Origin of the sequence: Pseudacidovorax intermedius (assembly GCF_001476815.1) — a bacterium.
Taxonomy (GTDB): Bacteria; Pseudomonadota; Gammaproteobacteria; order Burkholderiales; family Burkholderiaceae_C; genus Xenophilus; species Xenophilus intermedius_A.
On sequence record NZ_LDSL01000040.1, the window covers coordinates 15,119 to 39,215 of the forward strand.

19 protein-coding genes are annotated in these 24,097 nt (G+C 66.9%); 3 read left to right on the plus strand and 16 right to left on the minus strand.

From position 1 onward, the window contains the following. Positions 1–96: 96 nt before the first annotated feature. The 8 genes from NS331_RS06140 to NS331_RS06175 all read right to left on the minus strand — a co-directional run bounded on the left by NS331_RS06140 (position 97) and on the right by NS331_RS06175 (position 9,541). Positions 97–528 (minus strand): DUF2147 domain-containing protein, encoded by a 432-nt coding sequence (locus NS331_RS06140; protein ID WP_058641127.1) that lies wholly within the window; start codon positions 526–528, stop codon positions 97–99. Positions 529–572: 44 nt separating this feature from the next. Then, complete coding sequence (locus tag NS331_RS06145) at positions 573–2,369, minus strand: acyl-CoA dehydrogenase C-terminal domain-containing protein (protein WP_058641128.1); 1,797 nt, start codon at positions 2,367–2,369, stop codon at positions 573–575. A 69-nt stretch (positions 2,370–2,438) separates the two neighbouring features. Next, complete coding sequence (locus NS331_RS06150) at positions 2,439–3,119, minus strand: TetR/AcrR family transcriptional regulator (RefSeq protein ID WP_058641129.1); 681 nt, start codon at positions 3,117–3,119, stop codon at positions 2,439–2,441. A gap of 127 nt (positions 3,120–3,246) precedes the next feature. Beyond that, positions 3,247–4,095 carry a fumarylacetoacetate hydrolase family protein gene (locus tag NS331_RS06155; RefSeq protein WP_058641130.1) on the minus strand — a complete coding sequence of 283 codons (849 nt, stop codon included), beginning with the start codon at positions 4,093–4,095 and terminating at the stop codon, positions 3,247–3,249. A gap of 122 nt (positions 4,096–4,217) precedes the next feature. Beyond that, complete coding sequence (gene katG, locus NS331_RS06160) at positions 4,218–6,464, minus strand: catalase/peroxidase HPI (RefSeq protein WP_058641131.1); 2,247 nt, start codon at positions 6,462–6,464, stop codon at positions 4,218–4,220. Between the two features lie 245 nt (positions 6,465–6,709). Beyond that, on the minus strand, positions 6,710–7,381 hold the full coding sequence (gene slmA / locus NS331_RS06165) for a nucleoid occlusion factor SlmA (RefSeq protein ID WP_058641132.1): 672 nt from the start codon (positions 7,379–7,381) through the stop codon (positions 6,710–6,712). Between the two features lie 119 nt (positions 7,382–7,500). Next, entirely contained in the window at positions 7,501–8,394 is an 894-nt protein-coding gene (argB, locus tag NS331_RS06170; RefSeq protein ID WP_058641133.1) for an acetylglutamate kinase, read from the minus strand. Between the two features lie 49 nt (positions 8,395–8,443). Continuing rightward, positions 8,444–9,541 carry an MraY family glycosyltransferase gene (locus NS331_RS06175; protein WP_058641134.1) on the minus strand — a complete coding sequence of 366 codons (1,098 nt, stop codon included), beginning with the start codon at positions 9,539–9,541 and terminating at the stop codon, positions 8,444–8,446. A gap of 101 nt (positions 9,542–9,642) precedes the next feature. Here NS331_RS06175 and NS331_RS06180 point away from each other — a divergent pair, with 101 nt between their 5' ends. Beyond that, a complete protein-coding gene (locus tag NS331_RS06180; protein ID WP_058641135.1) occupies positions 9,643–10,410 on the plus strand; it encodes a glycosyltransferase family 2 protein in 768 nt (255 codons plus the stop codon). A gap of 15 nt (positions 10,411–10,425) precedes the next feature. On the opposite strand, the gene NS331_RS06185 is transcribed toward NS331_RS06180, so the two are convergent. The 3 genes from NS331_RS06185 to NS331_RS06195 all read right to left on the minus strand — a co-directional run bounded on the left by NS331_RS06185 (position 10,426) and on the right by NS331_RS06195 (position 15,420). After that, positions 10,426–11,448, minus strand: a complete 1,023-nt coding sequence (locus NS331_RS06185; RefSeq protein WP_058641136.1) for a glycosyltransferase — start codon at positions 11,446–11,448, stop codon at positions 10,426–10,428. Between the two features lie 60 nt (positions 11,449–11,508). Next, entirely contained in the window at positions 11,509–13,311 is a 1,803-nt protein-coding gene (locus tag NS331_RS06190; protein WP_058641137.1) for a glycosyltransferase family 2 protein, read from the minus strand. A gap of 90 nt (positions 13,312–13,401) precedes the next feature. Beyond that, positions 13,402–15,420 (minus strand): acyltransferase family protein, encoded by a 2,019-nt coding sequence (locus tag NS331_RS06195; RefSeq protein ID WP_058641138.1) that lies wholly within the window; start codon positions 15,418–15,420, stop codon positions 13,402–13,404. A 146-nt stretch (positions 15,421–15,566) separates the two neighbouring features. Here NS331_RS06195 and NS331_RS06200 point away from each other — a divergent pair, with 146 nt between their 5' ends. Beyond that, entirely contained in the window at positions 15,567–16,373 is an 807-nt protein-coding gene (locus NS331_RS06200; RefSeq protein ID WP_058641139.1) for an ABC transporter permease, read from the plus strand. A gap of 7 nt (positions 16,374–16,380) precedes the next feature. Further along, positions 16,381–17,109: an ABC transporter ATP-binding protein gene (locus NS331_RS06205; protein ID WP_058641140.1), complete on the plus strand. Its 729-nt coding sequence runs from the start codon at positions 16,381–16,383 to the stop codon at positions 17,107–17,109. A gap of 115 nt (positions 17,110–17,224) precedes the next feature. Here the strand turns inward: NS331_RS06205 and NS331_RS25405 are convergent, their stop codons facing one another. The 5 genes from NS331_RS25405 to rfbB form a co-directional block, all read right to left on the minus strand. Beyond that, a complete protein-coding gene (locus NS331_RS25405) occupies positions 17,225–20,287 on the minus strand; it encodes a rhamnosyltransferase WsaF family glycosyltransferase (protein ID WP_082702293.1) in 3,063 nt (1,020 codons plus the stop codon). Between the two features lie 347 nt (positions 20,288–20,634). Further along, positions 20,635–21,183 (minus strand): dTDP-4-dehydrorhamnose 3,5-epimerase, encoded by a 549-nt coding sequence (gene rfbC, locus NS331_RS06215; protein ID WP_058641142.1) that lies wholly within the window; start codon positions 21,181–21,183, stop codon positions 20,635–20,637. Next, entirely contained in the window at positions 21,180–22,070 is an 891-nt protein-coding gene (gene rfbA, locus NS331_RS06220; protein ID WP_058641143.1) for a glucose-1-phosphate thymidylyltransferase RfbA, read from the minus strand. The genes rfbC and rfbA overlap by 4 nt, the downstream gene beginning before the upstream one ends. A 73-nt stretch (positions 22,071–22,143) precedes the next feature. Beyond that, on the minus strand, positions 22,144–23,034 hold the full coding sequence (rfbD, locus tag NS331_RS06225) for a dTDP-4-dehydrorhamnose reductase (RefSeq protein ID WP_058641144.1): 891 nt from the start codon (positions 23,032–23,034) through the stop codon (positions 22,144–22,146). Beyond that, positions 23,031–24,097, minus strand: a 1,067-nt coding sequence (gene rfbB / locus NS331_RS06230; RefSeq protein WP_082702295.1) for a dTDP-glucose 4,6-dehydratase, incomplete at its 5' end; no start/stop codon positions are given. The genes rfbB and rfbD, both read right to left, overlap by 4 nt.

A 24,097-nucleotide genomic window follows, 5' to 3' on the forward strand; every position in this document is an offset into this window, starting at 1 on the left:
CACGACGAACGGTCGAGGTGTTTCAGGAAAGGCAAGCCAAAGTCGGAGTGTGGAGAAGGCAGGGGAAGTGGTCTGAAGGTGAAAGGGCTTCCGCCTTCACTGCGCTCTTTGCCAGGTCTGCGTCCGCCAGAACGGCCCCAGGTAGCCGCGCACCGCCAGCTTCTGGCCGCCATCGACCGGCGTGTAGGTGGCGCGGTATTCCTTGCCGTTCTCGGGGTCGAGGATCTTGCCGCCCTCCCACAGGTCCTTGCCCTCGGCCTTCTTGCCGCCGCGCACGATCTCCAGGCCCACGATGGGCTGGCCCTTGCGGTCGTCGGTGCACTGGTCGCAGGTGGACGAGCCCTCCTTCTTCAGCACCTTCTCGATGCGGCCCGACAGTTGGCCACCGCTGTCGGTGATGCGGATCTCGGCCTTGGTCTCGCCCGTCTTGTCGTCGACGTTGCGCCACAGGCCCACGGGGCTCATCTGCGCCAGCGCGGCCGACGAGGCCAGCACCAGCGACAGGGCGATGGATGCACGAAGAAGCATGGAAGTCTCCGGTCGTGGATGAAGCAAGGGAAGGCGGGCGGCGATCAGGCCAGGGCCGCGTCGGTGTCCATCAGCGTCTTGCTGCCGGCACGCGCGGTGCGCATCAGCGTCGCGGTCTCGGGGAAGAGCTTGGCGAAGTAGAAGCGCGCCGTCTGCAGCTTGGCGGTGTAGAACGGGTCGGTGCTGCCCGCGGCGATCTGGCGCAGCGCCACCTGGGCCATGCGCACGAACATGTAGGCGAAGACCAGGTGGCCGGCCACGCGCAGGTAGTCCACCGCGGCGGCGCCCACCTCGTCGGGGTTCTGGAAGCCCTTGAAGCCGATCTCGGTGGTGAACTTGGTCATCTGGTCGCCCAGGTAGGCCAGCGGGTTGATGAACTCGGCCATCTTCTCGTTGACGCCCTCCTCTTCCACCAGCTGGCCGATCAGCTTGCCGAACTTCTTGAGCGTGGCGCCGTTGTTGCCCAGCACCTTGCGGCCCAGCAGGTCCAGCGACTGCACGGTGTTCGTGCCTTCGTAGATCATGTTGATGCGGTTGTCCCGCACGAACTGCTCCATGCCCCATTCCTTGATGAAGCCGTGGCCGCCGAAGACCTGCATGCAGGCATTGGTGCTGATGTGGCCGTTGTCGGTGATGAAGGCCTTGACGATGGGCGTGAGCAGCGCGACCAGCTCGTCGCTGTTCTTGCGCACCTTCTCGTCGGGATGGTGGTGGGCCTTGTCCAGCAGCAGCGTGCAGAAGATCTGCAGCGCGCGGCCGCCTTCGGCATAGGCCTTGGCCGTCAGCAGCATCTTGCGCACGTCGGGGTGCACGATGATCGGGTCGGCGTCCTTGTCCTTGGCCTTCACGCCCGACAGCGAGCGCATCTGGATGCGGTCCTTGGCATAGGCCAGCGCATTCTGGAAGGCCACCTCGGTCAGGCCCAGCGACTGGTTGCCCACGCCCAGGCGGGCGGCGTTCATCATCACGAACATGGCGGCCAAGCCCTTGTTGGGCTCGCCCACCAGGCTGCCGACGGCACCGTCCAGCGCGATCTGCGCGGTGGCGTTGCCGTGGATGCCCATCTTGTGTTCCAGGCCCGTGCAGAAGATCGGGTTGCGCTCGCCCAGGCTGCCGTCGGCGTTGACCTTGAACTTGGGCACCACGAACAGGCTGATGCCCTTGCTGCCCTTGGGCGCGTCCGGCAGGCGGGCCAGCACCAAGTGGATGATGTTCTCGGCCATGTCGTGCTCGCCGGCCGAGATGAAGATCTTGTTGCCGGTGAGCCTGTAGCTGCCGTCGGCCTGCGGTTCGGCCTTGGTGCGCAGCAGGCCCAGGTCGGTGCCGCAATGGGGCTCGGTCAGGCACATGGTGCCGGTCCATTCGCCGCTCACCAGCTTGGGCAGGTAGGTCTTCTTCTGCTCTTCCGTGCCGTGGGCCACCAGCGCTTCATACGCGCCGTGCGACAGGCCGGGGTACATGGTCCAGGCCTGGTTGGCGCTGTTGAGCATTTCGTACAGGCACTGGTTGACCGTGTGCGGCAGGCCCTGGCCGCCGAACTGCGAATCGCACGACAGCGCGGGCCAGCCGCCTTCGACGTACTGCGCATAGGCCTCCTTGAAGCCCTTGGGCGTGGTCACGGCATGCGTCTTCACGTCCAGCGTGCAGCCCTCGGTGTCGCCGCCGATGTTCAGCGGAAAGGCCACCTCGGCGGCGAACTTGCCCGCCTCTTCCAGCACGGCGTTGATGGTGTCCGCGTCGGTCTCGGCATGGGCCGGCATGGCCTTGAATTCGTCGGCGACATTGAACACTTCATGCAGCACGAATTGCATGTCGCGCAGCGGGGGGGTATAGGTGGGCATGCGAGGCGTCTCCTGCTCGGGAAGAAGGTTGAAGAGGAAGGAAGGAAAGAGAAGAAAAATGAGTGCCGGTCAGCGGACGGTGCGCAGCTTGCGCGCGGGTGCGGCTGGGGCGGCCGGCGGGGCATCGGGCGTGGCGCTGCGCGCGAGGATGTTGTCGAAGCCGGTGTTGGCCCGGTCCACCGACCCATCGACGCGCAGGAACCGTGCCTCGTAGTGCAGCGCCAGGATCAGGCCGTGGACCTCGAAGGCGATCTGCCGCGCATCGGCGGCGGCCTGCAGGTGGCCTTCCTCCTGCGACTGGCGCACGGCCCGCAGCACGGCGGCCTGCCAGATGCTGACCGACTCGACCAGCGCATCGCGCACCGGGCCCGGGCGGTCGTCGAATTCGGAAGCGCCGCTGATGTAGATGCAGCCCGAGTCGATCTCGGTGGTGGTGCGCTTCATCCAGTTGGCGAACATGGCACGCAGCCGCGGCAGGCCGCGCGGCTGGGTGAGCGCCGGAAAGAAGACTTCCTGCTCGAAGCGCTGGTGGTATTCGCGCACCACCGAGATCTGCAGTTCCTCGCGCGAGCCGAAATGCGCGAAGACGCCCGACTTGCTCATCTGCGTGAGCTCGGCCACCGCGCCGATCGACAGGCCCTCCAGACCCACCTGGGCGGCCAGGTTGAGGGCAGCATCGACGATGGCGGCCTTGGTCTGCTGGCCTTTGGCGGCCTGGCGGACAGGCTTGGCGGCGCTGGAGGTGCTCATGCTCGGGATGGACAGAATAAAACGAACGGTCGTGCATTTTTATTCTGTCGCCCGACGGCGTCAAGCGGGTGAAATTCCCCGCCTCGCCGGGGGGCTTGCGGCGCGCCGCCGGCCGCGCACCCCGGCTTCAGCGCCTGAAGGCCACGACCGGCTGCACCTGCTCGCCCAGGCCCTCGATGCCCAACGTCATCGTGTCGCCGGCGCGCAGGAAGCGCTGCGGCTTCATGCCCATGCCCACGCCGGGCGGCGTGCCGGTGGCGATTACGTCGCCCGGCATCAGCGTCATGAACTGGCTGACGTAGCTGATGATCTTGGCCACGCCGAAGACCATGGTGCGGGTGCTGCCGGTCTGCATGCGCTCGCCGTTCACGTCCAGCCACAGCGACAGGCGCTGCGGGTTGGGCACCTCGTCGCGCGTGACCAGCCAGGGACCGATGGGGCCGAAGGTGTCGCAGCCCTTGCCCTTGTCCCAGGTGCCGCCGCGCTCGATCTGGTACTCGCGCTCGCTGACGTCGTTGACCACGCAGTAGCCGGCCACGTGGTCCAGCGCCTCCTTCTGCGAGACGTGGCGGGCCTGGCGGCCGATGACCACGCCCAGCTCCACTTCCCAGTCGGTCTTCACCGAGCCCTTGGGCAGCATCACCGGGTCATTGGCGCCCTGGATGCAGGTGGTGGCCTTGAGGAAGATGATGGGCTCCTTGGGCATCGGCATGCCGGCCTCGGCCGCATGGTCGGCGTAGTTGAGGCCGATGGCCACCAGCTTGCCCACCTGCGCCACCGGGCAGCCCAGACGGGGCTTGCCGCGCACCAGAGGCAGCGTGTCGGTCTTGAGGCGGCGCAGCTTGGCGACCACCTTGTCGTCGAGCTGGGCGGCGCCGAGGTCGGGAATGACGGCGCTCAGGTCGCGCAGACGGCCCTCGGCATCGATGAGTCCGGGCTTTTCCTTGCCGGGATTGCCGTAGCGGACGAGCTTCATGGGAGATCCTCTTGTGTGTGACGTGAACCAAAGCGCCCGCCCGGCCGTGGGGACGGCGGCGGGCGGGCGCATTCTTCCACGCGCCTCCCCAGCCAGGCCGGAGGGACGCAGGACGTTGACGCTCAGGCGGCGAGGTCGAAGCGGTCCAGGTTCATCACCTTGGTCCAGGCAGCGACGAAGTCGCGCACGAACTTCGGCTCGCCATCGGCACTGCCGTACACCTCGGCAATGGCACGCAGCTGGGCATGCGAGCCGAACACCAGGTCGGCCCGGGTGCCTGTCCAGCGCACGGCGCCGGTCTTGCGGTCGCGGCCTTCGTACAGGTCCTTGGCGGGCGACGTCGCCTTCCATTCGGTGGCCATGTCCAACAGGTTGACGAAGAAGTCGTTGCTGAGCGTGCCGACGCGGTCGGTGAACACGCCGTGCTTGCTGCCGCCGGTGTTGGCACCCAGCACACGCAGGCCGCCCACCAGCGCGGTCATTTCCGGCGCGGTCAGCGTCAGCAACTGGGCCTTGTCGACCAGCAGCGCTTCGGCCGGCACGGCCGAGGCCGTCTTGACGTAGTTGCGGAAGCCGTCGGCGAAGGGCGCCATCACGGCAAAGCCTTCGACGTCGGTCTGTTCCTGGCTGGCGTCGGTGCGACCGGGGGTGAAGGGCACGGTCACGCCCTGCCCTGCGGCCTTTTCGATGGCGGCGCCGCCGGCCAGCACGATCAGGTCGGCCAGCGAGACCTTCTTGCCGTCCTTCTGCGCGCCGTTGAACTCGGCCTGGATGCCTTCCAGCATCTTGAGCACCTGCGCCAGCTGCTCGGGCTGGTTGACGGCCCAGTCCTTCTGCGGCGCGAGTCGGATGCGCGCGCCATTGGCACCGCCGCGCTTGTCGCCGCCGCGGAAGGTGGAGGCCGAGGCCCAGGCGGTGGCCACCAGCTGCGGCACCGTCAGGCCCGAGGCCAGCACCTTGGCCTTGAGGGCCGCGACGTCCTGCTCGCCGATGACCGGGTGGTCCACGGCCGGCAGCGGGTCCTGCCAGACGAATTCCTCGGCCGGCACGTCCTTGCCCAGGTAGCGGGCACGCGGGCCCATGTCGCGGTGGGTCAGCTTGAACCAGGCGCGGGCGAAGGCGTCGGCGAACTGGTCGGGATTGGCCAGGAAGCGGCGCGAGATCTGCTCGTAGGCCGGATCGAAGCGCAGTGCCAGGTCGGACGTGAGCATCGTCGGCAGCAGCTTCTTGCCCTTGTCGTAGGCATGCGGAATGCTCGGCTCGGCATTCTTGGCCACCCACTGGTGGGCGCCGGCCGGGCTCTTGGTCAGCTCCCACTCGTGGCCGAACAGGAACTCGAAGTAGTCGTTGCTCCACTGCGTGGGCGTACGGGTCCAGGTGACTTCCAGGCCGCTGGTGATGGTGTCGGCGCCTTTGCCCGAGCCATGCTTGTTGTGCCAGCCGAAGCCCTGGGTGCCCAGGTCTTCCGCCTCGGGCTCGGCGCCCACGTTGTCGGCCGGGGCCGCACCGTGCGTCTTGCCGAAGGTGTGGCCGCCGGCGATCAGGGCGACGGTCTCTTCGTCGTCCATGCCCATGCGGCCGAAGGTGTCGCGGATGTCGCGGGCCGAGGCCACGGGGTCGGGCTTGCCGTCCGGCCCTTCGGGGTTGACGTAGATCAGGCCCATCTGCACGGCGGCCAGCGGGTTCTCCAGGTCGCGGCTCTCGGGGACCTTGCTGTCGTCGTCCTTGACCAGCACGCCGTGGCCTTCGACGCCGGGCGAGCCCTGCGAATAGCGGACGTCGCCGCCGAGCCACTTGGTCTCACGGCCCCAGTAGACGTCCTGGTCCGGCTCCCAGGTGTCGGCGCGGCCGCCGCCGAAGCCCAGGGTCTTGAAGCCCATGGATTCGAGCGCGACGTTGCCCGTGAGGATCATCAGGTCGGCCCAGGAGATCCTGTTGCCGTACTTCTGCTTGATGGGCCACAGCAGGCGGCGGGCCTTGTCGAGGCTGACGTTGTCAGGCCAGCTGTTGAGCGGCGCGAAGCGCTGCTGGCCGCGGCCGCCACCTCCGCGACCGTCGGCCGTGCGGTAGGTGCCGGCGCTGTGCCAGGCCATGCGCACGAACAGGCCGCCGTAGTGGCCGAAGTCGGCCGGCCACCAGTCCTGCGAGTCGGTCATGAGCGCCGTCAGGTCGCGCTTGACGGCGTCCAGGTCCAGGCTCTTGAAGGCCTCGGCGTAGTCGAAGTCCTCGCCCAGCGGGTTGGACTTGGACGAATGCTGGTGCAGCATGTCCAGGCGCAGTTGCTGGGGCCACCAGTCACGGTTGGTGGTGCCGCTGCTGGCGGCCTGCTGGTGGAAGGGGCACTTGCCCTGCGAGGTCTCGTTGGCCATCGTGGCGCTCTCCTTGGATTGCCTCTTGGAAAGAGGGGTGGGGTTCGGGTTGCGATTCTCTTCACAAGCCCTGGGGCGGGCGAGCCAAAAACCCCTATGTCCGCCATAGCCGGCGGCGCTTGGGCCGGCGTCACGTTGCGGTCCTACGCAGCGGTGGTGCGTTTGGATTCCGACCCGCCCGCCGGCCCGGGTCCTGGGCCATGGATCGCGGTGAATGCAAGCCCGTGCGCGGCCCGGCGAACGGGCTACAGGCCCTGGAGCACCAGCGCCAGGCTGCCGTCGAGCTGCTCCGACGGCAGGCGGCGGAAGCCGGACCGGCAGAAGCGCTGCAGCCGCCCCATGGCGAAGCCCACCAGGAGCGTCGCGCGCAGTTGCGCATCGGCCGTGGGCGTGTCCGATGCCGACGGGCCGCCGCGCAGGATCTGCCGCCACTGCGCCTCCAGCTTGTCGAAGAACAGGTTCATGCGCTGCTGAAGGCGCTCGTGTTCGAGTACCAGGGCATCGCCCACCATCACGCGGACCATGCCCGGGTTCTTCTCGGCGAACTGCATCAGCATGCGCAGCACCTGCGCGGCCCGCTCGGCCGGCGGCCGGTCGCGCTCGGCGATCTGCTGGACCAGCGAGAAGACGCTCTGCTCGATGAAGTCGATCAGCGCCTCGAACATCTGCGCCTTGCTGGCGAAGTGGCGGTAGAGCGCCGCCTCGCTGACCGACAGGCGGGCCGCCAGCGCCGCCGTGGTGATGCGCTCGGCGCCGGGCTGCTCCAGCATGGCGGCGAGCGCCTGCAGGATCTGCACGCGCCGCTCGCCGGGACGCGGGCGCTTGCGCGCAGGCGGCGACGGCTCGGCGGCCGCGCCATCGGAGGCCCCGGCGGGCGTGGAAGCCGGCGGCGGGGCGAGCGGGTCCTCGTTCTCCATGACGGGTGCCTCTGTCTGGGTCTTGTTCCGAAGGAGCGGGCGGCGCTGCCGCCCCGGCTGCCGGTGCGCGCCCCTCCCGGTACGCGCTGGCGGCGGTGGCCGAAGAAAGGCAGGCGCGTTCAGCGCGCCCGGATCATCGTGCCGTAGGCCTGCTCGGTCAGGATCTCCAGCAGCATGGCATGCGGCACGCGGCCGTCGATGATGTGCACGGCATTCACGCCGCTCTTGGCGGCGTCGAGCGCGCCTTCGATCTTGGGCAGCATGCCGCCGGAGATGGTGCCGTCGGCGAACAGCTCGTCGATCTCGCGCGCGCTCAGGTCCGTCAGCAGCTTGCCGGTCTTGTCCAGCACGCCCGGCGTGTTGGTGAGCAGCACCAGCTTCTCCGCCTTGAGCACGGTGGCCAGCTTGCCGGCCACCACGTCGGCGTTGATGTTGTAGCTTTCGTTGTCCTCGCCGAAGCCGATGGGGCTGATGACGGGGATGAACGCGTCGTCCTGCAGCGCCTGCACCACGCCGGGGTCGATGGAGACGATGTCGCCCACCTGCCCCACGTCGTGCATGACGCTCGGGTCCTGGCGGTCGGCCAGCTTCAGCTTCTGCGCGCGGATCAGGCCGCCGTCGCGGCCCGTCAGGCCCACGGCCTTGCCGCCGGCCTGGTTGATCAGGCCCACGATGTCCTGCTGCACCTCGCCGGCCAGCACCCATTCGACGACTTCCATGGTCTCGGCGTCGGTCACGCGCATGCCCTGCACGAACTGGCCGGTCTTGCCCAGGCGCTTGAGCGCGGCCTCGATCTGCGGGCCACCGCCGTGCACCACGACCGGGTTGATGCCCACCAGCTTGAGCAGCACCACGTCCTCGGCGAAGTCGGCCTGCAGGGCCGGGTCGGTCATGGCATTGCCGCCGTACTTGATGACCATGGTCTTGCCATGGAACTTGCGGATGTAGGGCAGCGCCTGGGCCAGGATTTCGGCCTTGTCGCGCGGGGGGATGTTCAGGACGGGGTCGGTCATGGCTGGCCTCGTGACATGAAGAGGAAAAGGGAAATGGCGGGGGTGCCGACTACGGCCTGAGCCAGCGCGGCACCTTGAAGCGCACGATCATCAGGTAGGCCGCCACGTAGGTGACGGCGAACAGCAGGCAGAAGAAGGCCAGCACGAGCGTGTTGTTCCAAAACAGCACGGCCGGCACCACCGACATGGCGGCGAACATCCACAGGTAGGGCGAGGTGCGGTTGTTGCGGGCCAGCAGCTGGCGCGCCTCGTTGTCCTCGAAGGCCACGCGCACGATGCGGCGGAAGATGAGCTGGTGGAAATGCAGCGCGTCCGCCGTGCCCGGCGACTGGCCGCGGGCGGCCTTGCGGTAGATGGAGAACAGCGTCTCCCACACCGGGTAGATCAGCAGCAGGATCGGGAACCAGGGCGACACGGCACGGTGGCGCTGCACCAGCAGCACGCAGGCCAGGCCCAGCACCATGCCCCAGACGTAGGCACCGCCGTCGCCGGCGAAGATCTTGCCGCGCGGGTAGTTCCACAGCAGGAAGCCCAGCGTGGCGCCCACCAGGCAGACCACCATACCGGCCAGTTGCCGGTCGCCCAGCTGCAGCGCCACGTGGGTGATGGCCAGGCCCACCAGCACCGCCACGGTGCCGGCCAGGCCGTTGTAGCCGTCGATGATGTTGAAGGCATGCGGCAGGCCGGCCAGGCCCAGCACGGCGATCAGGGCCGCCACCAGCGGCGTGGCCTGCAGCCAGCCGTCCAGCCCCGGGATGCCCAGGCGGTGCACGCCGACGCCCAGCAGCCAGCACAGCAGCACGCCCGAAAGGGTGGTCAGCGCCAGGCGGATGCGCACCGGCACCTTCTGGGTCACGTCCTCGGTGATGCCGCCCAGCACCGCCGGCAGGATGCAGGCGAAGGTCAGCAGCGCGGTGCCGAAGGGCCAGTTGAGGTTGAAGGGGTCGTTGCCCGTGACGCCCGACGCGACCCAGGCGGCGCCGGTGCCCACCAGGATGCCCGCCCCGCCCAGCCGCGGGATGTGGCCCTTGTGGAAGCGCTGCGGCATGTCGGCGGCATAGCGCCGCGCATGGCGGCGCGCCCGCCGCATGAGCACGAGCACGGTGACGGCGGAGAACAGGAAGCTGATGACGATCAGGGCAATCATGGGGAGGACGGGACGCGCCGGGCGCAAGGCCACGGGGCGGCCTCCTAGAATCCCGAGCGAAATTAGACCATGGCTTCGCGGCCGGAATCCCTTCCCTGTCCATGCCTTCCGCCGATCGCCCGCCGCTGACCATCTCCATCGTGAGCCACGGGCAACAGGCGCTGATCCTGCCGCTGCTGCACCAGCTGGCCCGCCTGTGCGGCCCCCTGATCGACCGCGTGGTGCTCACGGTCAACATCCCCGAGCCCGACCTGCTGGCCGGTGCGCCGCCCGATCTGCCGCTGCTGCGGCTGGAGAACCCGGCGCCGCTGGGCTTCGGCGCCAACAACAACCAGGCCTTCGGCCATTGCCGCACGCCCTGGTTCCTGGTGCTCAACCCCGACATCCGGCTGGACCACGACGTGCTCTCGCCGCTGCTGGCCGGCGCCGCGCCCGACGCCGGGCTGCTGGCGCCGCGCATCCTGGAGCCGGGCAAGCGGGCGCCCGAGCAGCACCGGGCCCTGCTCACGCCGCGCGAGATCCTCGGCCGGCGCAAGCCCGGCTACGCCATTCCAGCGGCGCCGGACTGGATCCCGGGCCTGTTCATGCTCTTCCGCAGCGAAGCCTATCGCCGGATCGGCGGCTTCGACGAGCGCTTCTTCATGTACGGCGAGGACTTCGACATCTGCGCCCGCCTGCGGCTGGCCGGCTGGCGCATCCAGATCGCCGAGGACCAGCAGGCCCGCCACGAGGCCCAGCGCGAGAGCCACCGGCGGCTGCGGCCGCTGTGGTGGCATGTGAGCAGCCTGCTGAAGGTGTGGGGATCGCGGGCCTTCTGGCGCTACCGGCGGCTGCTGGCGCGCGAGGCCGGGGGCGCCTTGCCGCGTTGAGCGGCGGGCTTGCGCTCAGGCGCGCTCGAACAGGTCCTGCAGGATGGCCGGCAGGCCGCGGTCGAAGCGGGCATAGCGGCCCCGCGCCGCCTGCCAGGCGATCGGCAGCACCCGGGCCACGCGCCAGCGCGGCAGACCGGCGCGGAAGCGGAAATGGTCCAGCTTGCCCTGCGCCAGTTCGAGCACCCACGGCGGCACGCGCTCGCCCAGGCCGCGCAGGAAGTCCATCAGCGCCTCGGAGCGGCGCACGCGGTGCGCATACTTGTCGCCGCGCTCGCCCAGCGCCTTGTCGATCTTCTGGCGCAGCGTCATGCGCTGAGCACCGATCTGGTTGTTGCCGTGCTGGCGGTAGTCCATCAGCGGCTCGGGCAGCAGGTCCACCTCGCCGATGGCGGCGCCCACGGTGGCCAGCCATTCGTCGTGCACCCACAGCGGGCAGATGGGCAAGGCCGTCTGCAGCAGGCGGCGGCGCAGCACGGTGGTGGCGCCGGTCACCAGGTTGCGGTGCATGAGGGCGGCGAAGGCACGGCCGGCGGCGATGTCGGCCAGTTCGCCGGGCCGTGTCTCCAGCGCCTGCAGCAGGGTCTGGCCGAGCGGTTTCAGGTCGCCGTCGACCAGGCGCGCATCGGAATGCAGCAGCAGCAGACCGGGCCGGCGCTCGAACTCGGCCACCATGCGGCGCAGGCGGCCGGGGTGCCAGACGTCGTCCTGGTCGCACAACGCGATCAAGGCGCCCCGGCAGGCGGTGATCGCCTGTTCGAAGTTGCGGGTGACGCCCAGCGGCGGCCGGTTGCGCATGACGGTGAGCGGGATGCGCCCGGCCAGACCGTGGTCGGCGAGGACGCGCTCGACCACCGCCACGCTGTCGTCGGAGGAATCGTCGTCGGACAGCACGATCTCGCACGGCAGCAGGTCCTGCGTGCAGATGCTGGCGACCTGCGCGGGCAGGTAGCGGGCGCCGTTGCGGGTGCACAGGGCGACGGAGACGTCGGCCTGGTCGGCCTGCGCGCTCGCCAGGCTGGCGCGCTCAGCGTCCATGCCTGCTCCTGCCAAGGGCCGGGCGGCGGCCAGGCCGCACCGGGCGTTGGGCGGTACCGATCATGGCGTCTTGCGCCGCGGCGGCCAGGCGAGGCTGAAGTCCTCGGCGCCCACGGTCAGGTTGGGGTTGTAGGCGGGGTCGTGGTCGATCAGCGCGCCCCAGCGCTTCTGCATGAAGGCGATCTCGCGCTCGAAGCGCGCCCGCTTCTCCGGCGCCACGTCCTCGCCCCGCGTGGCGGATTCGTGGTGCAGCAGCTCGGCATAGGGCGTCCACACGTTGCGGTAACCGGCCTCGCGCAGGCGCAGGCAGAAGTCCACGTCGTTGAAGGCGACGCTGAGGTTCTGCTCGTCCAGGCCGCCCACCTGCTGGTAGAGCGACTTGCGCACCACCAGGCAGGCGGCCGTCACGGCGCTGAAGGACTGGATCAGCGCCGCGCGGCCCGCATAGCCGTGCAGCCCCCGCGGCAGCGCCTTGTGCGCATGCACCGCCACGCCGCCCGGCCCCAGGATCACGCCGCCGTGCTGCAGCGTCATGTCCGGGTACCACAGGCGTGCGCCCACGGCGCCCACGTCGGGCTGCAGGGCCAGGCTCACCATCTCGCCGAGCCAGCCGGGCGACATGACCTCGATGTCGTTGTTGACCAGGCCCACCAGCTCGCCGCGCGCGATGGCCACGGCCTGGTTGTTGAGCGCCGAGTAGTTGAAAGGCCGGTCGTCGCGCAGCACGCGGATGCTCGGCTGCTGCGCGATCTGCTGGAAGTAGGCCAGCGCGGCCGGGTCGGCCGAGCCGTTGTCGACCAGGATAATTTCCCAGTGGGGATAGTCGGTGCGCTTCTGGATCGACGTGATGCACTGGCGCACCAGCTCCACCGCGTTGCGCGTCGGAATGATCAGCGACACCAGCGGCAGCGGGCTGGGCAGCGCGTAGTGCACGCGGTAGCCGTAGCCCAGGTACTCGGCCTTGGCCTGCACGCCCAGGCGCCGGAAGTGCTCATCGAGCGCCCGCTCGCCGGCCACGGCGGCGTAGGGCTTGGCGTCCATGGACTTGGCCGTGCTCTCCACATGGATGCGCCAGTGGTAGAGCACGCGCGGGATGTGCACGATCTGCGACGGCGCGATGCGCTCGGCGCAGCGCAGCACCAGGTCCCAGTCCTGCGAGCCTTCGAACCCCTGGCGGAAGCCGCCGACCTCGCGCACCAGCGCCGTCCGCAGCACGCCCAGGTGGCTGAACATGTTGTGCGAGCGGAACAGGTCCAGGTTCCAGTCGGGTTTGAAGTACGGATCCGAGCGCTGGCCCGCGTCGTCGACCTTGTCCTCGTCGGAGTAGACGAGCTGCGCCTCGGGATGGTCGCGCACGCATTCGGCCACGCGCAGCAGGGCGTCCTCGGGCAGCAGGTCGTCGTGGTCCATCAGGGCGATCCATTCGCCCTGCACCAGCGCCAGCGCGCTGTTGGACGCGGCGGAGATGTGGCCGTTCTTCGGCCGGAAGACGACCTGGATGCGCGCGTCCTCGGCCTGGCAGGCCTCGAGCACCTGCCGCACCTCGGGCGCGGGCGAGGCGTCGTCCGCAATGCACAGCTGCCAGCGCGGATAGCGCTGCGCCTGCACCGAGGCGATGGCCGCGCGCAGGAAGCGCGGGTCGGGGTTGTAGCAGGGCATGAGCACCGAGATCAGCGGGCCATGGGCCAGCGCTTCGGCCCGCGCGCGCAGCGCCTCGCGCCGCTCGGGCGTGATCGTGTCGTGCTCGCGGGCCCAGCGCGCATAGTCGTTGCCAGGGCGCAGCTTGCGGCGGAATTCCCACTTCACGCCGCGCCAGCCGGCCTTGCGCCACACGCGCCAAGCCTGCGGCAGGCGCGTGGCCATGCGGGGCCCGTGGGTCAGGGCCAGGCGGGCGAGCCGCCACCATCGGTTCGTCAATTCGGGCTCCAGGAGACGGTCATGCGGCCACGGCGTTCAGCGCGCCGGCGCGAGCAGCGCGGGGTCGAGGAAAGTGGCCGCCTCGCGCGCGTAGGCGGCGCGCAGGTGGGTCGCGTCCTTGTAGACGGGATCGCCGGTGGCGTCGGCCCGCACGCACAGGCCATCGGGCCGGCACAGGCCGGCCATCGGATCCAGCGGGATGGCGCCGTTGTCCAGCGCCAGTTGCCGCAGCTGCGCATGCAGCGCGGCCTGCGAGGGCGGCAGCGGCGCCATCGGCGTGACCGGCGCGGCGGTCATCGCCTGCAGCCGGTTGCCGGTGAGGCGGCTGCGCGGCTCGAAGTCGGGGCCGACCGGAATGTTCAGCAGCAGGTAAGTGGTCTTGCCCATGGCACGCAACTCGGCCAGCAGCCGGCCGAGCGCGGCCATGGACTGCGGCACGCCGTCGCCGCCGCGCAGCATGTGGCGCTGGCCCTGGGCGTCGCGGTAGTAGTAGTGGTCGGGCGGCGGCGGGGCGCTGGCCGCGGCCGGGGCCTGGCTGACGTCGAAGTAGCAGCTCCAGCAGCCGCCGATGACCACCGCCTGGACGGCCGGGGTGCGCGCCAGGTCCAGCGCGGCGGCCAGGCGCTCGCCGCAGATCGGGTCGCGGTCCTCGATGAGGTCGGGGATCGGCGGGCAGGCGCCCCGGGTGGCGAAGAGCAGCGTCGACACGTCCTGGGGCCGCCGCTCGGCCAGCGCAAGCGCGCGGGCGCGGAACTGCTCGACGTGGCTGTCGCCGATCAGCAGCACCTGGCGCGGGCCGCCATCGATGCGCTCGAAACGCTGGCCCTCGAAGGTGAAGGGCTTGAGCGCATCGGGGTACACCCAGTCGGCGCTCGCGTTCATGATGGCCTGGATGCTCGGGTCGTCGTTGCGCGGGCCCAGCCAGCGCATTTGCGCCGCCGCTCCCACCAGCGCGAGCAGCACCATGGCGCCGGCCAGGCCGGCGACCACGCGGCGGCCGCCGTGGCGCAGCGGCCGCTCCACGAAGCGGAAGGTCAGCCAGGCCAGCAGCACCGACACCGCGAGCGCGCCCCAGCGCACGGCGCGGGGCGGATCCATGAACCCGTCCTGCAGCACGCGGGCATAGGCCAGCAGCGGCCAGTGCCACAGGTAGAGCGGATAGCTGATCAGGCCGAACCAGACGAAGAGGCGCGAGCCCAGCAGCCGCCGGTTGAACCAGGCCTGCGGTCCCGCGGCGATGCACAGGCAGGCGCCCAACACCGGCAGCAGCGCCCAGAAGCCCGGGAAGGCCTCGTGCCGGTCGATGAATGCGAGCCCCGCCGCGATGCAGGCCAGGCCCGCCGCGCCCATCCACTGGTGGCCCGGCAGCGCCGGTGCGCCGGCGCCGCGCTTCCAGGCGACCCAGGCCAGCATGGCGCCCGCGCCCAGTTCCCACACGCGCGTGAGCGGCATGTAGAAGGCCGCATCGGGATGGCGCAGCACCAGCCCCACGTTGAGCAGGAAGGACAGGACCACCGCCACGCCCATCCAGCGCAGCAGGTGCTGGCGCTTCCAGGCCAGCGTCAGCAGCAGGGGCCAGAAGATGTAGAACTGCTCCTCCACCGCCAGCGACCACAGGTGCAGCAGCGGCTTGGTCTCGACCACGGTGTCGAAATAGCCGGCCTCGCCCCACAGCACCAGGTTGGCCACGAAGGCGGCGCTGGCCAGCACGTGCTTGCCCAACTGCCGGAATTCGTCGGCCAGCAGCACCCACCAGCCGAAGGCCAGCGTGGCGGCCAGCACCAGCACCAGGCCCGGAAAGATGCGGCGGATGCGGCGCGCATAGAACTCCGCGTAGCTGAAGCCGGCGGCGCCCAGGCTGCCGAACATGATGGTGGAGATCAGGAAGCCGGAGATGACGAAGAAGATGTCCACGCCCACGAAGCCGCCCGGCAGCCAGCGCGGCGAGGCATGGAAGACGATGACCGACAGCACCGCGATGGCGCGCAGCCCGTCGATGTCGGGCCGGTAGGTCGGATGGGCGAGGGAATGCGACTTCGCGGGGCTGGGCGGCATGCGGTGCGGCCGGGTGGCGCGGGGCCACGCTGCGCTGGAGAGGACCGCGGATTATCCACGCCCGCTGGCCGTGCCCGTCGCCCGCGGACGGCACTCGAAAGGCCCCCCCGGATAGAATCCCGCGCTTCCCTTCAGCCCGCCAACGCATGACCACCACCGTCCACTCCAACCTGCACAGAAGCGCGTGGAGGGACTGGTGGGAAGGCACCCGCCGCATCGACATCTGGTGGACGCTCGCCTGGTTCGACATCGTGCTGCGCTACCGGCGCTCGACGCTCGGCCCACTCTGGCTGACCCTGAGCATGGGCGCCATGATCGGTGGGATGGGGCCGCTCTACGCGTCGCTGTTCGGCACGGAACTGTCCAAGTTCTTCCCCCACCTGGCGCTCGGCATCATCTTCTGGACCTTCTTCTCGGTCACGGTCATCGACTCGGGCGACGCCTTCGTCAACGCGCAGAACTACCTCAAGCAGGGGTACTTTCCCGTCAGCATGTTCGTCTGGCGCACCCAGGCACGCAGCGTCATCCAGTTCGCGCACCACATCATCCTGTTCGTGCCGGTGGCGCTGTGGACGGGCATTTCGCTGTCATGGCCGGCTTTGATGGTGATCCCGGCCTTCGCGCTGCTGATCGTCAATGCGCACTGCTTCGGCATTGCCCTGGGCATCCTGTGCACGCGCTTCCGCGACATCGCCCAGATCATCGCCAGCGTCATGCAGATGCTGATGTTCCTCACGCCCGTGTTCTGGCTGCCCGAGAACCTGCCCGACCGCGCCAAGTACATGCTGTGGAACCCGCTCGCGCAGATGCTGGAGCTGCTGCGCACGCCGCTGATGGGCGGCGTCGCCCATTGGCACAACTGGGTCGGCATGGGCATCTGGACGGTGATCAACATCACCCTGGCCTGCGTGCTCTTCGCCCGCTACCGCCGCCGCATCGTCTTCTGGCTCTGACTCGCCCATGACCTCCCTTTCGCTCAAGAACGTCAGCCTGGGCTTTCCCATCTACGGCGCCAGCGCCACCTCGTTCAAGAAGACCCTGGCCGCCTCGGTCACCGGGGGCCGCGTCGGCAAGGAAACCGGCGTGACGGTGGTGCAGGCGCTGTCGGACATCAACCTCGAACTGAAGGCGGGCGACCGCCTGGGCATCCTGGGCCACAACGGCGCCGGCAAGTCCACGCTGCTGCGCCTGCTGGCGGGCGTGTACGAGCCGACGTCCGGCGAGTTCACCCGCATCGGCAGCGTGGCCAGCCTGATCGACCCGTCGATGGGCATCGAGCGCGACGCCAGCGGCGTCGAGAACATCATGCTTCGCGGCTTGTCCATGGGCCTCAAGCGCCGGCAGATCGAGGCCATGACGCCCGAGATCTGCGAGTTCAGCGGGCTGGGCCAATATGTCGACATGCCGGTCCGCACCTATTCCACGGGCATGGTCATGCGGCTGGCTTTTGCCATCTGCACCAGCATGAGCGCAGATATCTTGCTCATGGACGAGTGGCTGTCCGTTGGCGACGCCGAGTTCCAGAGCAAGGCGGAGCAACGCATGGCAGCAATGGTCGCCAAGTCAGGGATTCTCATCCTTGCTTCGCACTCGCCACGATTGCTTCTGAAGGAATGCAACCGGTTTATCCGGTTGGAACACGGCCGCATCGTCGGTACCGAACCGCCCCGTCTCGACGGCGAGGGCTGACCCGCGCCCGACGGGTCCGCTCAACTCGGCGCGGGCAGCGGCCAAGCGATCGCCCGTCCAATGTCGGGCGCCACGCTCGGCGACGCCTCGAGCGACGTGGCCTGCAACACCTAATCTATGCGGACGTCCGCATCTCTTTAGCAAAGAAGTCCACCACGCCCGCGAGTGATTCAGTCCAGGAGTCAGGAATAGTCTGTTCCAGATAATTTTTGCGACGCGCTTCGGTGTTCGCCGCCAGCTCCGCAGCCCGGCGCAGCCCGTCTATTGCCTCTTCTAGGTCGAGCACGCAGGCAATGATGTTGGCGCTGCAAGAAAATTCAGTCTTGGTATAAAGCGTGTTTGTAAGTGCCACGCCACCTGCGCTGGCGACGTCGTACACCGGGTAGCCCGGATGAGGGGTATCGATAAGGCATATGCCTACATCGACGGTCTTCAGAAACTCGTGGTATTCGTCCCAGCTGAGAATTCCACGAGTCGACGGCTTCTTTCCACCCGAAAACTCAACCGGCTGGACTGAATCATCTCCAGCCAGATGAACATCCCACTGTCCCGTGTCGAGAATTCCTCTTTTGAAGCATTCGTCGATCACCCGCATGCCGAACCAGAACATGTTGCGCGGATTTGTGAGTCGCGCATAAAAGAACAGGTTGTATTTATTCTTTTCCGCAAACGTCCTCGACAGATCCTTCTTGAATACCGGCTCGAAAACAACACTGTTCTTGTAAATTTTAGGGTAGGCGTCTTTGAACCATCTATGGAGGTATCCACTATTCACCAGATATTTCGAGTCGGGGGCATTGAGCGCATTGAGGCAGTTCAGATGTTCGTCTCCCATCTGGTAAAACATCAATTCGTCCTCCTGGATGATGTGGTAAACTTTCTTGTTGTCTACGTTGTTGCGCAGCGCAGTCGCCGTCCACCAGGAAGAGGCAAGAAATAGATCGCCGCTTGAACAGTACAGCGGCGCGCTGCCACGTCCCGTCTCGTTTCTCGAGCTATCGGAATAGAAAGAAATATTTCGATGAGGCTCGATTCCCATGGCGGCCATGATGGCGAGATATTGCTCGTGCGTAGCGCCACCATCTCGTGTGATGATACGCAGATGCAGGTCGAGCGCCTTCGCGACGACCGTCGCGAGGCCCGTGCACGTTGCGATTCCCCCGAAGAGCTGTGCTCTGCCCAAGCTGGATATGACCAAATTCAGGCGAGGCGTCGCGCCTCCTTCTGCGACAACATTCAGCGGGTGAAGATGACGGTGCGTACGAAGCCAATAGTCGTTGTATTTCTGGGTTCTGGGCTTGACAGGCGCTGGAACGTCGCGCGGCGCCAAAATCCTCCTCCTGCGATGACGCTCTGCGAGCTTCTGGTAAATGCGTAGAGCCCCATAGGGCATGAGCATTTTCACGATTTTTCGTGGACGCGCCAACGTTCTCAATTTAGCGGCCACGCGTCCGAAAAAGCTCACAGGAAGACCTTTGCTTGAATCCGCGTCCGACGCGGAAGAAATGCTGATAGAAACCGTCTTGGCCATGGGCGGCAGCGGGAGCATGCGATTTCGCTCGATCACATCGGCAAAACCCGTCGGAATTTCTCGAGGAACCACGACGCGATAATCGAATCCCGCATCCCATGCGATGTAGACGAGCGAGCGCTCGATGGCATGGAGCAGAGTATGTTCGGGCAACGGCTCCGGGGGAATACGATCTTCATTGATTCCCAGCGATGTCAATCTCTTCAGTGCCAAAGGTCGATACCAGAACATCGTCCCGTAGGGCATGACAAATGCAGGGCTACCACGAAAATCGACGGCACGGCTGCACCCCATCTCCGCCCATAAATCTTCCATCAATGGAACGAAAAAACGTTCCCGCTCAGGACTGACGGGGGCGACATAGCGCCAGAAGCGCGGCACGTCAGGAATGACGATTCCCAGCTCTGGATACGCTGAGAATTCCTCGACGATGTCCGGTGCCTGATCGAGAATAGTGTCAAAAACATCCTGCTGCCATGACTCTCCAATCCAGCCTGCCGCGGTAGGGCTTCGCTTGGTATGGGCATGAAGGACAACGTCGAACTGCTCCAGCTCGTCCGACAGGAAAAGCCAGGGCATGATGTCCCTGCCGCGATTCGACAATACGACGATTCGGATTTCTTGTCGTTTTTGATTTGGAATCTTCAACGCCAGATTTTTTACTTCAGTCGCTTTTTCATTCGAATCAGTAGTGATGAAAATCCAATGATCGAAGTCGAAATTTTTCAAACGTTCGAGGTAGCGCTCCCATACATCGATGTAAAAAACATGTATATGCAAAGCGATTTTCAGGCCTTGCTGAAAACCCATTGCGCTATCTTTTATGAGCGTTTTATTGCAATACAGGACAGATTTATCGGGCTGGATATCCTGACTAAAATATCTTTCTATGAGTTCGGTAGGGTAATCAGACCTCCAGGCAATCTGCCGAATGACATGCTTTGGATCGCGGTGCTGAAGCAGCGCCTTGATTTTCAACAGAGGCAGCGCATTCCCCAAGCACAGGTCTGCAGGCACATATGACAATTCCTCAGGCGCAAGATTGATAAATCTTGTATCCAGCAGCGCCCGATAACGGAAACCTGCCTCGCAAAGCAGCCTGGTAAGTTGAATTTCATATTTGGCGATGACGCGAAACACGTCAGACTCGCATTCCATGCTCGCCCAGAAATCCCTCCAAACTGGCGAGGCCAGAACTGGGGCTTTGAAGACCAGGAAAAAGCTCTGGAGATGCTCAGGCAGACTTGTACCCAACTCAGGAATTATTTCCTTTTTTTCACGATGATTGGTCATGCCCCAGAAGTGGCACTCATCCGTTCGCATCGTGTGGTAGATGCTTTCCAAGTCGAAGATCGGACCGAAACATGTGTCATTCATGAGCGTGACTGTTTCGTAGCTGGCCAACCTATCCAGGCGCTCGCGATCCATGCCCTCCTTCCAGGCGTAGAAGTCAAACCCCGTATTCGCCCGCTCATAGATATCGTCGACGATCGTCATGAGCCGAGCAGCCTCAGCCGACGGCAAAGGACTGTTCGAGATCAAGACGATCCTAGAATAGATGGATCGAATTCTCTCGAGCAGATAGACCACGTGGTCGTGAACTTTTCCGCTTTTATTGTAGTGAACGAAGAACAGAATATTGTTCATTTTTCAATCGCGATCAGCGGCGATTTCATAAATTCTTCTTGAATCCGCGCGCTTGCGAGCGGTTAAGCCGGCGCGATTCACGCGCCCGGTCCGTCTGATCGAACCCCAGTGATACCGAGCCTGCTGACTGGAAGAGGGCGCTTGCCATCGCCGCTGTCCGTCTTGCTCCGTGCTTTGTTCGCACTTCAAAGCCGAGAGGCAAGTCCAGGCCCGTTCGCGCCTCGGCAGCAGGCGAGCGCCGGCATGCGTCGTTCTCATGCGTCTCGGACAACTGCGCACTGCCGCGGGCCCACAGCGGCTTGTAACGCCGCCCGCAATCGACAACCTGTGCCACCTGCGACGGGTGTTCAGTCGTAGGCGTTAGCGTCCGACAATCGAACAGCAACTGCATCCTTCGCCGACACCTTCGGCTCCCCACCAAAGTCCGGCCACGCGATCCCGATCTCCGGATCGTTCCAGAGAATGCTGCGCTCATGCGCCGGCGCGTAGTAGTCGCTGGCCTTGTACAGAAAGTCCGCGCTGTCGCTGGTCACCACGAAGCCGTGCGCAAAGCCGGCCGGGATCCACAGCTGCCGGTGGTTGCTCTCGTTCAGTTCCACGCCCACCCACTGCCCGAAGGTCGGCGAGCTTTTGCGGATGTCCACCGCCACGTCGAACACCGCGCCGCGCGTCACCCGCACCAGCTTGCCCTGGGGCTGCTGCAGCTGGTAGTGCAGTCCGCGCAGCACGCCCTTGCTCGAGCGCGAATGGTTGTCCTGCACGAACTCGACGTGCCTGCCCACCGCCTCGTCGAAGACGCGCTGGTTGAAGCTTTCCATGAAGAAACCGCGCTCGTCGCCGAAGACCTTCGGCTCCAGGATCAGCACGCCGTCCAGCTTGGTGGCCGTGACCTTCATCCGCGGTACTCCTCGCGCAGCAGGCGCATCAGGTACTGGCCATAGCCGTTCTTCTTAAGCGGGGCGGCGAGCTTCTCGACCTGCACGGCGTCGATGAAGCCGGCGCGCCAGGCGATCTCTTCGGGGCAGGCAATCTTCAGGCCCTGGCGCTGCTCCAGCGTGGCGATGAACTGGCCGGCCTCCAGCAGGCTTTCGTGCGTGCCGGTGTCCAGCCACGCGTAGCCGCGCTTCATGATCTGCACGTTCAGGTTGCCCTGCTCCAGGTAGGCCTGGTTGACGGCCGTGATCTCCAGCTCGCCGCGCTCGCTGGGCTTGACGGCCTTGGCGATGTCCACCACTTGCTGGTCGTAGAAGTACAGGCCGGTGACGGCGTAGCTGCTCTTGGGCTGGGCGGGCTTTTCTTCGATGCTGACGGCGCGGCCGCCGGCGTCGAACTCGACCACGCCGTAACGCTCGGGGTCGTGCACGTGGTAGGCGAAGACGGTGGCGCCTTCGGGCTGCGCATCGGCGGCGCCCAGCAGGTGCTGCAGGTCGTGGCCGTAGAAGATGTTGTCGCCCAGCACCAGCGCGCTGGGGGCGCCGGCCAGGAACTGCTCGCCGATGATGAAGGCCTGCGCCAGGCCGTCCGGACTGGGCTGCACGGCGTACTGCAGGTTCATGCCCCACTGGCTGCCGTCGCCCAGCAGCTGCTTAAAGCGCGGCGTGTCCTGCGGCGTGCTGATGATCAGGATGTCGCGCATGCCGCCGAGCATCAACGTGCTCAGCGGGTAATAGATCATGGGCTTGTCGTAGACCGGCAGCAGCTGCTTGCTGATGGCCAGCGTGGCCGGGTGCAGGCGCGTGCCGGAGCCGCCGGCGAGGATGATGCCTTTTCTTGTCTGGGTCATCGTTGGCTTCCTGAAGAGGGTGACGGAGTCGGGTCCGGAGAACGACAGGTGGCTGCGATGCCGAAGCGCCCGGTCAGAGCGTCTCGGCCAGCATGCGCGCCACGCCGGCCTGCCAGTGCGGCAGTTCGATGCCGAAGGTGCTGCGGATGCGCGAGGTGTCCAGGCGCGAGTTGTGGGGGCGCTTGGCCGGGGTGGGGAAGGCGCTGGTGGGCACGGCTTCCACGGCATCAGGCGTGGTCTTCAGCGCGACGCCGCGGCGCAGCGCCTCCTCGACGACGAAGCGCGCATAGCCGTTCCAGTTGGTCGTGCCGCCCGCCACCAGGTGGTACAGGCCGGCCTTGGCCGGATCGCGCAGGGTCTCACGGATCGCCAGCGCCGTCACATCGGCCAGCAGTTCGGCGCCCGTGGGCGCGCCCCACTGGTCGTCGATGACCGTCAGGCGCTCGCGCTCCTTAGCCAGGCGCAGCATGGTCTTGGCAAAGTTGCCGCCGCGTGCGGCATAGACCCAGCTGGTGCGGAAGATCAGGTGCCGCTCGCAATGGGCGGCGACCAGTTGCTCGCCTTCGAGCTTGGTGGCGCCGTACACCGACAGCGGGCCGGTGGCGTCGTCCTCGCGCCAGGGCTTGTCGCCGCTGCCGTCGAAGACGTAGTCGGTGGAGTAATGCACCATCAGCGCGCCGATCTTCTGCGCGGCCTGGGCCACCACGCCGGGGGCGGTGGCGTTGAGGGCGCGGGCGAAGTCGGGCTCGCTCTCGGCCTTGTCCACCGCGGTGTGGGCGGCGGCATTGACGATGACGTCCGGGCGCACGGCTTCCACCGTGGCGGCCAGCGCCTGGGGGCGGCTGAAGTCGCCGTGCAGCTTGGTGCTGTCGAAGTCCAGCGCCACCAGCTCGCCCAGCGGTGCCAGCGCGCGCTGCAACTCCCAGCCGACCTGGCCGCCCTTGCCGAAGAGCAGGACCTTCATGCGGCCGCCTTGGGCTGGTCGCCGTACTGCTTGGCCACCCAGTCGCGGTAGCCGCCGCTTTGCACGTTGCGCACCCATTCCTGGTTGGCCAGGTACCACTCGACGGTCTTGCGGATGCCGGTCTCGAAAGTCTCGGCCGGCTTCCAGCCCAGCTCACGCTCCAGCTTGCGGGCGTCGATGGCGTAGCGCCGGTCGTGGCCCGGGCGGTCGGTCACGTAGCTGATCTGCTCGGCATAGGCCTTGCCGTCGGCGCGCGGCTGCAGCTCGTCCAGCAGCGCGCACACGGTCTTGACGATCTCGATGTTGGGCTTCTCGTTCCAGCCGCCCACGTTGTAGGTCTCGCCCAGGCGGCCGGCCTCCAGCACGCGGCGGATGGCGCTGCAGTGGTCCTTGACGTAGAGCCAGTCGCGCACCTGCATGCCGTCGCCGTACACCGGCAGCGGCTTGCCGGCCAGGGCGTTGACGATCATGAGCGGGATCAGCTTCTCGGGGAAGTGGAAGGGCCCGTAATTGTTGGAGCAGTTGGTGGTCAGCACCGGCAGGCCGTAGGTGTGGTGCCAGGCGCGCACCAGGTGGTCGCTGGCGGCCTTGCTGGCCGAGTACGGGCTGTTGGGCTCGTACTTGTTCTCTTCGGTGAAGGCCGGGTCGGTGGGCGAGAGGGTGCCGTAGACCTCGTCGGTGGAGACGTGCAGGAAACGGAAGGCGCTCTTGCGCTCGGCCGGCAGCTGGCTCCAGTAGCCGCGCACGGCTTCGAGCAGGCGGAAGGTGCCCAGCACGTTGGTCTGGATGAAGTCCTCGGGGCCGTGGATGGAGCGGTCCACGTGCGACTCGGCCGCGAAGTTGACGACGGCGCGGGGCTGGTGCTCGGCCAGCAGGCGGTCGATGAGGGCGCTGTCGCCGATGTCGCCCTGCACGAAGACGTGGCGCTTGTCGCCATCGAGCGAGGCCAGGGTCTGGAGGTTGCCTGCGTAGGTCAGCTTGTCGAGGTTGACGACCGGCTCGTCGGCGCCAGCCAGCCAGTCGAGCACGAAGTTGGCGCCGATGAAGCCGGCGCCCCCTGTCA